Below are 12,671 nucleotides of genomic sequence, written 5' to 3'. Positions count from 1 at the left end.
CGACGTTGATCTCGTCCACGCCGCGACGCACCGCCGACACCGTGCGCGTCAGGCTCTCCTGCATGCGCTTGAGCGCCGCGAACAGCAGGCCGATTTCATTGGTATTGCGCGCGTCGATGCGGGCGGTCAGGTCGCCGCCGGCGATGCGGTCGAAATGGTGGCCGGCTTCCTGCAGCGGCTGCAGCACGCGGCGGCGCAGGAATACATAGGTGGCGAACACCAGCAGCGCGGCGATGACGCCGCCGGCGCTGACCGCGATCAGCACGAACTGGTAGCGCACCTGGGCGACCTCGAAGGCGTCCAGCGTCTTGCTGGCGCGCCAGAAGTCAAAGCCCTCGACGGCGCGCGCGAAGCGACCCTCCAGCGTGTCCTGCACCATCTGCACCTGCGTCTGGTAGCCGGGCATGTCGCCCTTTTCCAGCGTGGCGGCCAGCGGGTTCAGGCCCTGCTGGATCAGGATGTTGTAGGACTCTTCGATTTCCTTGAGCGATTCGGCCGCATCGGCGGGCTTGGCCAGGCTCTTGTAGTACTCGTACTCGGCCTGGCCCTTGTTCAGGGAGGCCTTCGCCCGCTGCAGCAGGCCGGCGGCTTCGCCGGCCAGGCCTGCCGTCGGCAGGGTCGCCTGGCCGACGTTGCGCACGATGTCCGCGTAGTTGGAAGAGGCCGCGCGGCTCAGGCCGTTGAGCGCGTCCTTGTAGCTCAGGACCACCCGGCCGAGCGCGTCGTCCAGTTCCTGCGATTGCTTCAGTTCGGCCAGCGTACCGTTGCTGATGCGCAGGGACAACACGCCCAGCGCGGCACCGATCACCAACATGAAAGAGAAGAACGCCAGCACCCACAACAGGCTGGCGCGTATCGTCATGTTCGCGAAAAACTTGCGCATCACAAGAACCACTCCCTGACTGCAATCGTTGAGGAAAGCGTCACATCGGGTTCAATATGACGCCTCGTCCGTTCATCCTGCCTGCCGCCCCGTTCAGGAGGCGACCTTCTCCACCAGCGCCATTTCGTCGCTGGTCATCATCTTCTCGATGTCGACCAGGATGAGCATGCGCTCGTCGACCGTGCCCAGGCCCGTCAGGTACTCCGTCGACAGCGTCGCGCCGAACTCGGGCGCGGGCCGGATCTGGCCGGAGTTCAGCATCAGCACGTCGGACACGCCGTCGACCACGATGCCGACGACGCGGCGCTCGAGGTTCAGGATGATGACCACGGTCTGCTCGTTGTATTCGACGCTGCCCAGGTTGAACTTGATGCGCAGGTCGACGATCGGCACGATGATGCCGCGCAGATTGGTCACGCCCTTGATGAAGGGCGGAACATTGGCGATGCGGGTCACGGTGGCCGCGTCGTAGCCGCGGATTTCCTGGACCTTCAGGATGTCGATGCCGTACTCTTCGTCGCCCAGCGTGAAGACCAGGAACTCGCTGCCGACATCTTCATTGCGCGCGGCCTGCGCTTGCGGTTTGGCTGCCATGAGGTTCATTCTCCATCAATTCAAAATGGCTTCGGGCTGCGACCAACGCTCACGGTTGGCGCGCGCCAGCGCGAATACGTCGACGATCAGGGCCACGCTGCCATCGCCCAGGATGGTGGCTGCGGAAATGCCGGGCACCTTGCGGTAATTGGACTCGAGATTCTTGACCACCACCTGGTGCTGGCCGATCAGGTGATCCACCAGCAGCGCGAAACGGCGATCCTCGGCCTGCATGATGACCGCGATGGCCTGGGTCGGATCGGTCTGCGCGCCGCCCACCGAGAACACGCGGTGCATCTCGACCAGCGGCAGGTACTCGCCGCGCACCTGCATCACGCGCTCGTTGCCGGCGACCGAATAGATCTGGTCATTGGTCGGCTGGAGCGATTCGGTCACATGGTTCAGCGGCAGGATGAAGGTCTCTTCGCCCACCCGCACCGACATGCCGTCCAGGATCGCCAGCGTCAGCGGCAGCACGATGCGCGTGGTGGTGCCGTTGCCCGGCTCGCAAGACAGCTGCACGTGGCCGCCCATGTCCTGGATGTTCCGGCGCACCACGTCCATGCCCACGCCACGGCCGGAGATGTCCGTGACCTTCTCGGCCGTGGAGAAACCGGGCGCGAAGATCAGTTGCCAGATTTCGTCGTCCGGGGAATTCTCGTTGACCGGCAGGCCCTGCGACATGGCCTTCTTCAGGATCTTCTCGCGGTTCAAGCCGGCGCCGTCATCGCTCACCTCGATCACGATGTTGCCGCCGTTGTGCTGGGCGGACAGCACCAGCTGGCCCACGGGATCCTTGCCGGACGCCACGCGCTTCTCGGGCGTCTCGATGCCGTGGTCCAGGCTGTTGCGCACCAGGTGTGTCAGCGGATCGATGATGCGCTCGATCAGGCTCTTGTCCAGCTCGGTGGCGCGGCCGTAGGTCTGCAGTTCGATCTGCTTGCCCATCTTGCCGGCGATGTCGCGCACCAGGCGTGGGAAGCGGCTGAACACGTAGTCCATCGGCATCATGCGGTTGGACATCACGGCTTCCTGCAGGTCGCGCGCGTTGCGCTCGAGCTGCTCCATGCCGTTGAGCAGGCGGTCATGCAGCACCGGATCCAGCGTGGACGCGGTCTGCGCCAGCATGGCCTGCGTAATGACCAGCTCGCCCACCAGGTTGATGATCTGGTCGACTTTCTCCACGCCGACGCGGATGGAAGTCGATTCCTTGTCCGCGTGCGCGGGCGCCGCGCGGGTGGCGCGCGCCGCCTGGGTGATGGCTTCGGCAGCGGCGGCCGACTCGGCCACGGCGGGCGCGGCCGGGGCCGGCGCGGCAACAGCCGGCGCCGGTGCCTGGGCTTGCGCCTGCGCGGCGAACTGTTCGGCCGCCTGCGCGAACTGCTCGACCGGGGCCGCCGGCGCCGATGCGCCCGGAGCCGCCTCGCGGGCGATGTTCAGCTGGTCGGCGTCGACGATGAAGCAGCAGACCGCCTCGATATCATCGGGCGTGCAGGTGCTGTCGACCCAGACGGTCAGCGTGCCATTGGCGCGCTCGCTGGCGCGCACCTGGCCCAGGTTGCCCATTTCCTCGAGCAGGGCCTCGGCGTCCTTGTCCGACACCTTGGTGATGCGCACGCGCAGCGGCAGGCCGGCGCCGTCGCCCGCCGGCGCGGCCGCCACGGGTTCGGGGACAGGCTCGGGTTCGGGCGCGGGCGGCGGCGCGGGGGCCGCGACGGGCGCGGGGGCCGGCGCCTGCGCGGCTGCGGCGGCGGGATCCTTATGCTCCAGGGCCAGCTGCCTCAATACCGCGCAGATGCGCTCGAATACGGCTTCGTCGGGCTCTTCGGAGGCCCGGTAGGCGTCCAATTGGCTTTTGAGCACGTCTTTCGTTTCCAAGAATATGTCCACCATGTCCGTGCGCAGCGCCATTTCGCCGCGACGGATCGCGTCCAGAAGGTTTTCGAGCAGGTGCGTGGTGCCGGCCAGCTGCGTGAAGCAGCCGAACGTCGCCGCGCCGCCCTTGATCGAGTGGGCGGCCCGGAAAATGGCGTTGAGCTGCTCGATGTTGGGCGAGCCCACGTCCAGCTCCAGCAGCAACTGCTCCATCTGAGCGAGCAGCTCATCCGCCTCGTCGAAAAAGGTCTCGTAAAACTGACTGAGATCCAAACCAGAACTCATGGCCGGTACGCCTTCATAAATGAACTCGCCTACGCGCCCGGCTGCTCGTTGAGCAGTTCGGACGCCAATTCCACCAGCACGTCGGGATCGACCGGCTTGGACAGCCAGCCGCACACTCCCAGATCCCGGGCGGCCATCTTGCTGTCCACGTCGTCTTCCGTGGTCAGCACGAGAACGGGCACGTCCACGTACTGGTCCTCTCCCCGCAGACCCTGGATCAGCTCCAGGCCGCCCATCACGGGCATGTTCCAGTCGCTGACCACCAGGTCGATGGGATGGCTGCGGGCCATTTCCAGCGCTTCCTGGCCATTGCCAGCCGTCACGACCTTCCAGCCCGCGCCGGTCAGCGTCGCCTGCACAATCATGCGCATCGTGGCCGAATCATCGGCCACCAGTATCGTTGCCGCCATCGTTATTGAACCCCTTCGGCGCGCGGGGTGCTTTCCGCTGCGCCCTGATTGGTTTGTCCGGCGGCCCTGACCGCAGCCTGGGCCGCCTCCACCGCCGTTCCGACCTCGCGGGCATCGCGCGCGCTCACGTCCGCGGCCGCGGCGTTTTCATTCTCGATGCGCCGCTGGGTGCCCTGATTGAGCACCACGAGGCTGATACGTCTATTAACGGCTGCATACGGATCATCTTTAACCAGGCTCATGCTGGACGACAGCCCCTGGATCCGCATGACCTTGCTTTCGCTCATGCCGCCGGCCACCAGCTCCTGGCGGGATGCGTTGGCGCGGTCGGCCGACAGTTCCCAGTTGCTGTAGGCGCGCTCGCCGCGCGCGTACTGCGACGCGTCGGTGTGGCCCGAGATGCTGACCTTGTTAGGCAGTTCGTTCAGGACCGGCCCCAGCTCCCGCAGGATGTCGCGCATGTACGGCTGCACCTCGGCGCGACCGGTGGCAAACATGGGGCGGTTCTGGTTGTCGATGATCTGGATGCGCAGGCCTTCGGTGGTCATGTCGATCAGCAGCTGCGGCCGGAAGCTCTTGAGCACCGGGCTGTTCTCGATCACGTTTTCCAGGCGCTTCTTGAGGTTTTCCAGGCGATGGTGATCGCGCCGTTCGGCGTCCACCATGGGCTGGGCCTCGACCCGGTTGCCCTGGGCGCGGCGCTCGTCGCCGTCGCTGCGCAGCGGATCGCGTCCGCCGCCGGGCACGGCGCTGGTCTCGGCCGAACTGCTGGGTCCGCCGGTCAGCGCCACCCGCAGCGGCATGCGGAAGTACTCCGCGATGCCCTTCAGTTCTTCGCGCGGCACGATGCTGATCAGCCACATCACCAGGAAGAACGCCATCATGGCCGTGATGAAGTCGGCGTAGGCGATCTTCCAGCTGCCCCCGTGGTGGCCGCCGCCCCTGACCTTCTTGCGGCGGATCACCACACGGTGGTTGTTTACGGTGCTCATGGCCCGCTGCTCCGTCAGGCCTTGCCGGTGGACTTGGTCTGCCGGACGTGTTCTTCCAGCTCACCAAAGGTCGGGCGCACGGCCGAGAACAGCACCTTGCGGCCGAACTCCACCGCCAGTTGGGGCGGATAGCCGTTCATGCTGGCCAGCAGCGTGGTCTTGATGCACTCCAGCACCTTGACCGCCTCGGCCGTGCGGCGATCGACGCGCGAGGCCAGCGGCCCGACGAAGCCGTAGGCCAGCAGAATGCCCAGGAAGGTGCCCACCATGGCCTTGGAGATCAGGTCGCCCAGGATCGCGGGCGGCTGGTCCACCGCCGCCAGGGCCTTGATCACGCCCAGCACCGCCGCCACGATGCCGAAGGCCGGCAGGCCGTCCGCCATCTGTTGCAGGGCATGGGTGGGGACTTCGCGCTCGTGGCGGTAGGTTTCGATTTCCTCGTCCATGAGCGTTTCGATTTCGAACGAGCTCATGTTGCCGCTGATCATGATGCGCAGGTAGTCCGTGATGAACTCCATGAGCTTGTTGTCCTTCATGATGCGCGGGTACTCGCTGAAGATCGGGCTGGAGGCCGGATCCTCGATATGCGATTCGATGGCCATCAGGCCTTCGCGGCGCGCCTTGTTCAGCAGGACATACAGGAGCGCCATCAGCTCCATGTACACCTCTTTGCTGTACTGCGAGCTCTTGAGCGCGTCGGGCAAGGCTTTCTTGACCAGCATCAGGGACTTCTTGCTGTTGCCGGCCAGGAACGCACCAAAGGCGGCTCCGAAGATCAGCGTGAGCTCGAAAGGCTGGTATAGCGCGCCCAGGTGGCCGCCCAGCGCGATGAAGCTGCCGACGACCGAGACGCTCACCACGAGATAACCGATAACAATCAACACATCAGGCCCCTGCCAACGAAGTCTAAAACCGGCGTCAATGATCCCCTGTTCCCCCCGGCCCAAAAAGGCGGGTTACGGGGAGTTTTCCAGGGCTTTTGATGTATTTGGACGCCGCCGCTCAGGAACGGGCGGCGTCGGCGGCAGGCACGGGACGGCTGCCGGCGCGCGCCTTGGCGGCCGCGCGCGTCTTTCCGGCGCGGGGCGGCGGCCGGCAAATGGCGCACACGAAGTCGGATTGCGGGTCGTGCGCATGGGCGATGAAATGACCGCCGCACTGGCGGCAGGCCGACAGTTGCAGCATGCCGCTGTCGAAGAAGCGGACCAGCATCCAGGCGCGGGTGAAGCTCAGCACCGGCTCGCCGGACTCGGCGTTGTCCACGCCCGAGTTTTCCAGGTACAGCCGGTAGGCGTCGATGACCGCGCGGATGCCCTTGCTGGTGGTGCGCGCGTTCAGGAAGGAATAGACGTTATAGAACAGCGAGGAATGGATATTCGGCAGCCAGGTCATGAACCAGTCCACCGAGAAAGGCAGCATGCCCTTGGGAGGCGAGCAGCCGCGTATCTCCCGATACAGGCGCGCCAGGCGGTCGTGACTCAGGCTGGTTTCAGCCTCGAGCACCTGCAGCCGCGCACCCAGTGAAATCATCGAGCTGGCAAGCAGAATGTCGTCGGCTTCCTGCGAAACGCTCTTGATGGCCATGACTATTATCCGTGTGGGATCCGGAAAGGCCGTCAGGCCAGCTCTTCGACGGGCTGTTTTGCCAGCAGGATCGTCGCATGCGCTTGCTGCAGCGCGCCGCCGAGCACATCGTGCGTCAGCGCCGACAGCAGGCTGTAGTCATCGAAACGGAAGCGACACAGCAGCGAGCTGGAGCTGGCCAGCTTCACCAGCTGCGCCGGCGACAGGCGCATCAGAATATCGGCGACTTCGTTGCTGAATCCCAGACGGAACATGGATGCGGCATAGTCGTCGCGCAGCATGCGCTGCGCCAACAACAGGTAGGACAGATTCACTTCACGAATATCTGCCAGCAAAGAATTCTCGACTTGTTGCACGCCCGACCCCCTATTCCCTATCCCACGCAAGGGGCTTGATTACCAAGGGCAATTCACGTTTTGTTGCATGATTGCCCGCTGCATCCTGTTTTAATGCGAAATGTATCATTTGTTCGCAATTTAAGTAAAATTTACCACAGGTCATGTCATTTTCTATGACTTATATGACAAATCTTTGTTGATATTGCGCAACTTGCGATTTTAGATACACCTTGACATGCAAATCTTGGACAAATTTACGTCAATTTGCCAAATAAGCATTCAAAAAGTTGCGTGCTTTAAGGAATGAAAAGAGCGCTTTTGCCGACAATGGCAACTTGCCGATCACTTATCCTTGCCCCGCTTTAGTGCAGCCGCGCGTTTGTCGACAATGTCGCAAATTGACAACGATCGACGGTGCGTGAAGATGGACACCGCCTGACCTTTCCGCAATGCCCCACGCAGATGACAGCTTGGTCGAATATGCCCCGCTAGTGCGGAAGCTGGCCCTGCAATTGCTCGCCCGCCTGCCGGCCAGCGTCGAGCTCGACGACCTCATACAGGCCGGCATGATCGGCCTGCTTGATGCTGTCCGTCGTTATCAGGAAACCGCCGACGCGCAGTTCGAGACCTACGCCACCACCCGCATCCGCGGCGCCATGCTGGACGAGTTGCGCGGCCAGGACTGGCTGCCCCGCAGCGTGCGCGCCAAGGCGCGCAAGATCGAGCAGGCCATCCAGCAGCTCGAACAGCGGCTGATGCGCGCGCCCACCGAAGCCGAGATCGCCCAGCAGCTGGAATTGCCGCTGAACGAATACCAGGCGCTGCTGCATGACGCGCAAGGCGTGCAGATCGTGCACTACGAGGATTTCACCACCGACGCCGATAGCGGCCCGGGCGCGCAATCGGACTGGAGCGCCACGCTGAGCCATGGCTCGGCCACCGGCAATCCGCTCGACTCCCTGCTGGCCGGCGATTTCCGCCAGGCGCTGGTGCACGCCATCGACGCCCTGCCCGACCGCGAAAAGCTGCTGCTGTCGCTGTGTTACGAGCAAGGACTGAACCTGAAGGAAATCGGCGCGATCATGAACGTGACCGAGGCCCGCGTCTGCCAGCTGCGCTCGCAGGCCACGGCGCGGATTCGCGCCAAGCTGAAGGAACAGGCCTGGCAGGATCTGCCCAAGGAAGGGCAGATCGCGCAGATTATTTAGCGCTCTGTTTGCAGGGTTCGCACGCGGGCTGCTCGTGCCAAGCGTGCAAGATCCCGGCGAATTCCGCCGTTATTCCCCCCATTTCTCCGCGCGAGCGGCTGCTAGCCTTCAGGCTGGCGCGCATCATGGCGCCGGCATGGGCCGGCGCCAGCGCACTCGCTCTACCGCCCCCAGGAATACGCAATGACCGATACCGACGCCGTCACCCAGGCGCTAGCCGCGGCCTACGACGAAACGCCTTACCAATCGAATGCCTTCTCGATCTCTGCCCCCGGCCATCTGCGAGCCGTGGCGGCGCTGTATGGCATCAGCGCGCCGCCCGTGGCGAACGCCCGCGTTCTGGAATTGGGCTGCGCCGCCGGCGGCAACCTGCTGCCCTACGCCGTCGCCCATCCCGAAGCCCGGGCCGTGGGCGTGGACCTGTCTGTGCAGCAGATCGAAGCCGGCCAGTCCATCGTCAAGGCCATGGGCCTGAAGAATCTGGACCTGCGCGCGATGAGCATCACGGACATCACGCCGGCGTTCGGGCAGTTCGACTACATCATCGTGCATGGCGTGTTCAGCTGGGTGCCGCCGGAGGTGCGCGAAGCCATCTTGCGCGTGTGCCGGGAAAACCTGGCGCCTGAAGGTATTGCCTATATCAGCTACAACACCTATCCGGGCTGGAAGGCGTCGGACGTGGTGCGGGATGCGATGATCCTGAACAGCCATGGCGCGCAGACGCCGGAGGAACGGCTGGCGCGGGCCAAGGATATGCTGGCCATGCTGGAAAACGGGTTATCCAACAACAATCCGCTACGCTCGGCCTTGCAGCAGGCGGCGCGCCAGGTACGCAAGCAATCCGACTATTACCTGATGCACGAGCACCTGGAGGAGGTCAACGCGCCCTGCTATTTCCTGGAATTCGTCGCCGCGGCCCAGCAAGCCGGGTTGGCCTATCTGGCCGATGCGGAACCGCAGTCCATGATCTCCACCAACTACGGCGACAACGTGGCCATGCTGCATGGCGCCTTGTCCGCCGATGCCGGCCGTGAAATGCGCGAGCAGTATCTGGATTTCGCTGTAGGCAGGCAATTTCGCAAGAGCCTGCTGATCCACGCCGACCGAGCAGAGAAAATCCTGGATCGTCCCGAAGCGAACGCGCTGGAAAAAATGCATGTGGCTGCGCGCCTGACACAAGCGCGGGCGCCAGCCGGCGCCCCGTCCAAGGAACGACACTATCTGACCGCAAATGGCGTCGGCGTGTCTTCCCAGGTGTCCAGTTTCGTGGCCATCGCCGAAGCCCTGCGGCTGGCCTGGCCCCGCGCCCTGACCTTCCAGGAACTCCTGGACGCCGCGCGCCCAAAGGCAAAGAAGACGACGACCGATGCACAACTGGGCGAGGAAATCCTGACCCATCTTGTGCTGCTCCTGAACGCCAATGCGCTGTGCTATCGGCTTGAACCCGTGGGCTACGCCCATGAAGAGCCGCAGCCTCGCTGGATCCCGGGCCTGACGCACCTGCGTGCCATCGACATCCAGGGCAGCAGAATGATTGGCCAATACAACCTGTGGCATCAATCCCTGCGCCCGCCGGTCGACGAGGTACATCGATTCGTGGGCCAGCACATCGACAAGGGCACTTCGCTACCCGAACTGCGCACCAGGCTGCGCGATGCACTCGCATCTGGCGAACTGGCACACCCCAATGGCAAATCAATGAAGCGCGTCCGCAACCTGGATCCTGTTGCGCAATCCCTCTTGTCTGATGTGCTGAATCAGTTGCGCACTCTCGGCCTGCTTATATAGAAGAGCAGCGCGATCATCGCCAGGCATGGGAAAGGGGCTATCTGCCCCTTTTTTATTAGGCGGCGCACAGCAGCCACGGCATGGCATGGCAATGATCGAAAAGCACGCCTTTCTCAAATTTGCCCTAAAGAATGTTTTTTGACTGCCGTAATCCTGGCAACGGACGAACTTGAAAACCTCAAATTCAGTTCCTCACGTTACAGTTGGGCGGCCTAGCTGCCCGGTTTGAAGAAGCCTTTCTCTCCTTGGGAGCCTAAACATGGCTGCAGTCATCAATACCAACTACTTGTCGCTGGTTGCCCAGAACAACCTGAACAAGTCCCAGTCCGCCCTGGGTACCGCCATCGAACGCCTGTCGTCGGGCCTGCGCATCAACAGCGCCAAGGACGACGCCGCCGGCATGGCCATCGCCAACCGCTTCACCGCGAACGTCAAGGGCCTGACCCAAGCCGCCCGCAACGCCAACGACGGCATCTCGCTGGCTCAGACGACGGAAGGCGCGTCGGCCGAAGTCAACACCCACCTGCAGCGCGTGCGCGAACTGGCCGTTCAGGCCGGTAACGGCAACTACTCGCAAGAGCAGTTGGATTCGATGCAGGATGAAATCAACCAGCGCCTGGCTGACATCAACCGCATCTCGGAACAGACCGACTTCAACGGCGTGAAGGTCCTGTCGGCCAACGCCAAGCCCCTGACGCTGCAAGTCGGCGCCAACGACGGCGAAACCATCACCCTGAACCTGTCGGAAATCAGCGTCAAGACGCTGGGCCTGAACGGCTTCAACGTCAACGGCAAGGGCGTGACGGACAACCGCAATGCCACCGTCACCGACATCATCGCCGCCAAGGGTGGTGAGACGACTACCGGCTCGGGCGTCTACAACGTCACCACCACGCATACTGCGGTAACGGCCGCCCAAGCTTTCGACAAACTGGCCAATGGCGATACGGTTACCAACAATGGCACCACGTATACCTATAACGCTGCGAAGGATAACTTCACGTTCACCAAGACCGCACTGAACGGCAGCGCAACCGACGTTGCCGATCTGGGCAAGGCACAAGTTCCCACGACGGGCAGCGTCAAGGGTGTCTACACCAACAAGACCACGTCTGCGGAGTTCTCCGTTGATTCGACCGGCAAGGTGACCATCAATGGTCAACAGGCCTACCTGAGCGCTACGGGCGAGCTGAGCACTAACAATGCGACCGGTGGTGCGGTAGCTAAACTCGAGAACATGTTTACTGCTATCAGCAAGCAGACGGCGGCTGGTACGTATGACAACGCCGGGGCATCCATCACTGTTGGCGATGTCCAGTTCACTCAGACGGCCGCTGCCGCTGCCACTGCTGGCATCCAGTACACGGCAACTGCTTCGAAGGACACCGTCCTGAATCTGGCCAAGGCGACGGGTACCACCACCATCGACATGGGTTCTGGCATCTTTGCCGCCAAGATCACCCTGACCGATGGCACGGCGAAAGCTGTCGCCGGCCCCCCCGCGGTTGCAGGTACGTTCCTCGACGCCAAGGGCAACTTCACCAGCGTGGAGACGTTTACCACCGAATACACCGTGAACAAGGACACTGGTGAAATCAAGGTCACTGGCGGCACGGGCACTGGCGACTATGCCCCCAAGATCGGTGAAACGGCCAAGGTCAACAGCAAAGGCCAACTGACCACCGAAAAGACGAGCCAAGGCGACAAGACCACCGATCCGCTCAAGACCCTGGACGCCGCGTTCAAGGTCCTGAACAAGCTGACCGGCGAGCTGGGTGCTGTGCAGAACCGTCTGGAATCGACGATCGCCAACCTGAACAACGTCGTCAACAACCTGTCGGGCGCCCGCTCGCGGATCCAGGACGCGGACTACGCCACGGAAGTGTCGAACATGTCCAAGAACCAGATCCTGCAACAGGCTGGTACCTCGGTTCTGGCGCAAGCCAACCAAGTGCCGCAAACCGTTCTGTCGCTGCTGCGTTAATCACGCCTCAGCAGGAACGGCTGGGCAGGTCCGGACCGCGAGGTCCGGCTTGCCCGACCTGGCACGGGGACCTTCGGGTCCCACCCAAGCACAAAGCCGGCGCAAGCCGGCTTTGTGCTTTCAAGCGCGCGAGCCACTCTGACAGTCCCGGATCTGTCGCAGTCGCCGGATCGCATGCTGCGCGCCGCCAGGCGCGAGAAAATCCGCCTGAACTTGCATGACATTACGGCTCCCCACCGTGTCGCGTCCGCCTTCCGGACACATGCTTACACCCTGCAGACAAGTGCCTGTCGCAGCCGGCTTTTTGCCCGCTTATTCGTTTTTTTGACCGCTACCTGCGCCCCCCATAATTGCGGTCGCATGATTTTGTATCTATAGTTTTCTCAACATGACCGCCACGCCGTCCGATCCTCCCGCTACGCAGCATGACAGCACTCCGGATCGCATCGATCAGGCGCCGGCCGACGCCCAACGCCTGCTCGAAGAAAACCGAGCCCTGCGCGAACTGCTGGCCGCCCAGGTCAGCGCCCAGCTGCCTCGCCCGCCCGGCCCGCTCCGGCGCCTGGCCTGGTGGCTGATCAGCGCGCCCGGGGCCACGCTGGTCCGCTGGCGCAGCCTGCTTGGCCGCGAGGACGCCCCGCCCATCACCGGCAGGCGCGTGGGCTGGGCCACGCTCACCACGCTCTATACCCTGGCGATATACGGCGCGCTCGTGCTGCTGGTCGTGTAC

The 12,671-nt window shown here is 63.4% G+C and carries 11 protein-coding genes and 1 pseudogene; 4 read left to right on the top strand and 8 right to left on the bottom strand.

The window, feature by feature from the left end:
- The 8 genes from KDH83_RS25575 to flhD all read right to left on the bottom strand — a co-directional run.
- Positions 1 to 883, bottom strand: an 883-nt coding sequence (locus KDH83_RS25575; RefSeq protein ID WP_212320810.1) for a Tar ligand binding domain-containing protein, incomplete at its 3' end; no start/stop codon positions are given.
- Between the two features lie 93 nt (positions 884 to 976).
- Positions 977 to 1,477: a chemotaxis protein CheW gene (cheW, locus tag KDH83_RS25570; RefSeq protein WP_103276433.1), complete on the bottom strand. Its 501-nt coding sequence runs from the start codon at positions 1,475 to 1,477 to the stop codon at positions 977 to 979.
- A 15-nt stretch (positions 1,478 to 1,492) separates the two neighbouring features.
- Positions 1,493 to 3,637, bottom strand: coding sequence for a chemotaxis protein CheA (gene cheA, locus KDH83_RS25565; protein WP_212320809.1), 2,145 nt, complete (start codon positions 3,635 to 3,637; stop codon positions 1,493 to 1,495).
- 29 nt (positions 3,638 to 3,666) lie between these two features.
- Positions 3,667 to 4,047 carry a response regulator gene (locus tag KDH83_RS25560; RefSeq protein ID WP_103274009.1) on the bottom strand — a complete coding sequence of 127 codons (381 nt, stop codon included), beginning with the start codon at positions 4,045 to 4,047 and terminating at the stop codon, positions 3,667 to 3,669.
- Between the two features lie 2 nt (positions 4,048 to 4,049).
- Positions 4,050 to 5,039 carry a flagellar motor protein MotB gene (gene motB, locus KDH83_RS25555; protein WP_103274008.1) on the bottom strand — a complete coding sequence of 330 codons (990 nt, stop codon included), beginning with the start codon at positions 5,037 to 5,039 and terminating at the stop codon, positions 4,050 to 4,052.
- Between the two features lie 14 nt (positions 5,040 to 5,053).
- Positions 5,054 to 5,923 (bottom strand): flagellar motor stator protein MotA, encoded by an 870-nt coding sequence (gene motA / locus KDH83_RS25550; RefSeq protein ID WP_212320808.1) that lies wholly within the window; start codon positions 5,921 to 5,923, stop codon positions 5,054 to 5,056.
- 118 nt (positions 5,924 to 6,041) lie between these two features.
- Positions 6,042 to 6,623 carry a flagellar transcriptional regulator FlhC gene (gene flhC, locus KDH83_RS25545; RefSeq protein WP_212320807.1) on the bottom strand — a complete coding sequence of 194 codons (582 nt, stop codon included), beginning with the start codon at positions 6,621 to 6,623 and terminating at the stop codon, positions 6,042 to 6,044.
- A gap of 32 nt (positions 6,624 to 6,655) precedes the next feature.
- On the bottom strand, positions 6,656 to 6,979 hold the full coding sequence (gene flhD / locus KDH83_RS25540; protein WP_006219025.1) for a flagellar transcriptional regulator FlhD: 324 nt from the start codon (positions 6,977 to 6,979) through the stop codon (positions 6,656 to 6,658).
- 431 nt (positions 6,980 to 7,410) lie between these two features.
- On the opposite strand from flhD, the gene KDH83_RS25535 reads away from it, so the two are divergent.
- The 4 genes and pseudogenes from KDH83_RS25535 to KDH83_RS25520 form a co-directional block, all read left to right on the top strand.
- Positions 7,411 to 8,169, top strand: a complete 759-nt coding sequence (locus KDH83_RS25535) for an RNA polymerase sigma factor FliA (RefSeq protein ID WP_212320806.1) — start codon at positions 7,411 to 7,413, stop codon at positions 8,167 to 8,169.
- A gap of 183 nt (positions 8,170 to 8,352) precedes the next feature.
- Positions 8,353 to 9,957: a class I SAM-dependent methyltransferase gene (locus KDH83_RS25530; protein ID WP_212320805.1), complete on the top strand. Its 1,605-nt coding sequence runs from the start codon at positions 8,353 to 8,355 to the stop codon at positions 9,955 to 9,957.
- Positions 9,958 to 10,216: 259 nt separating this feature from the next.
- Positions 10,217 to 11,941 (top strand): flagellin, encoded by a 1,725-nt coding sequence (locus KDH83_RS25525; protein ID WP_212320804.1) that lies wholly within the window; start codon positions 10,217 to 10,219, stop codon positions 11,939 to 11,941.
- A gap of 388 nt (positions 11,942 to 12,329) precedes the next feature.
- A pseudogene (locus KDH83_RS25520) lies at positions 12,330 to 12,671 on the top strand (hypothetical protein); the annotation flags it as partial.

It is taken from the genome of Achromobacter sp. Marseille-Q0513, assembly GCF_018195695.1.
GTDB lineage: Bacteria > Pseudomonadota > Gammaproteobacteria > Burkholderiales > Burkholderiaceae_B > Achromobacter.
This window is presented reverse-complemented; position numbering and strand designations above follow the sequence as displayed.